Here is a 756-nt window from a genome sequence, read left to right as displayed (position 1 = left end):
TGTTGGCCATGACGGTGTGCCTCCGGGTTTCCCGTTAAATGCGTTTGGCGATCAGGTTGTCCAGTGACAGTCGCCCGGCGCCCAACAGGGTCAGGGCCGCTGTGGCGGCGAGCAGGCTGAGCGCAAACTCGTAACCATTGTTGGCCATAAACAGGCCATTACCAATGTGCACGCTGAAAATCGCCACCACCATGGTAAAGGCTGACACCAGAGCGGCCGGTCGGGTGAGCAGGCCAAACATCAGGGCCAGGCCACCAAAAAACTCGGCGCTGCCCGCCAGTAGAGCCATCAACAGGCCCGGTTGAAGACCGATGCTTGCCAGCCATTGCCCGGTACCTTCGAGGCCGTAACCACCAAACCAGCCAAAGAGTTTTTGCGCGCCGTGGGCCGCCAGGATGATGCCGGTGGGAACCCGCAGGAGCAGAGCGCCAAAGCCGGCGTCGGATTGCAGAGCGTTTTTAATCAATGGGTGTGACATGGGGAATCTCCAATAACTAGTGGCTGTGGGTAATCAACGGTTTCAGATTACTATCAACTCATTAGTAAATTAATGGGTTATTTGTTGTATTATTGTCAACAAATCATTGATAGTTGAATATTTTCGACAACGGGAGGCTGGCCATGGACCGTTTGACCGCTATGCGCGCCTTTGTCACGGTGGTGGCCGAGGGCTCCTTTACGCGGGCCTCTGAGCAAATGGGGGTGTCCACGCAGTTGGTCAGCAAGTACGTGGGGCAGTTGGAGGTACACCTAGGA

2 protein-coding genes are annotated in these 756 nt (G+C 55.8%); one reads left to right on the top strand and one right to left on the bottom strand.

All coding sequences use genetic code 11. The features are described 5' to 3' along the window. Positions 1-34 precede the first annotated feature (34 nt). Positions 35-478 carry a DoxX family protein gene (locus B3187_RS16125; protein WP_286807478.1) on the bottom strand — a complete coding sequence of 148 codons (444 nt, stop codon included), beginning with the start codon at positions 476-478 and terminating at the stop codon, positions 35-37. A 143-nt stretch (positions 479-621) separates the two neighbouring features. Here B3187_RS16125 and B3187_RS16120 point away from each other — a divergent pair. Then, positions 622-756 (top strand): LysR family transcriptional regulator (locus B3187_RS16120; RefSeq protein WP_349678212.1); only part of this gene is annotated, 135 nt, incomplete at its 3' end.

It is taken from the genome of Marinimicrobium sp. UBA4209 (assembly GCF_002381585.1).
Taxonomy (GTDB): Bacteria; Pseudomonadota; Gammaproteobacteria; order Pseudomonadales; family Cellvibrionaceae; genus Marinimicrobium; species Marinimicrobium koreense.
Note: the sequence above shows the minus strand (reverse complement) of the source record. Positions and strands in the feature narration are given on the sequence as shown.

Coding starts and splice junctions, on each gene's coding strand:
- B3187_RS16125 (WP_286807478.1), bottom strand. CDS start 478: ATGTCACACCCATTGATTAAAAACGCTCTGCAATCCGACGCCGGCTTT.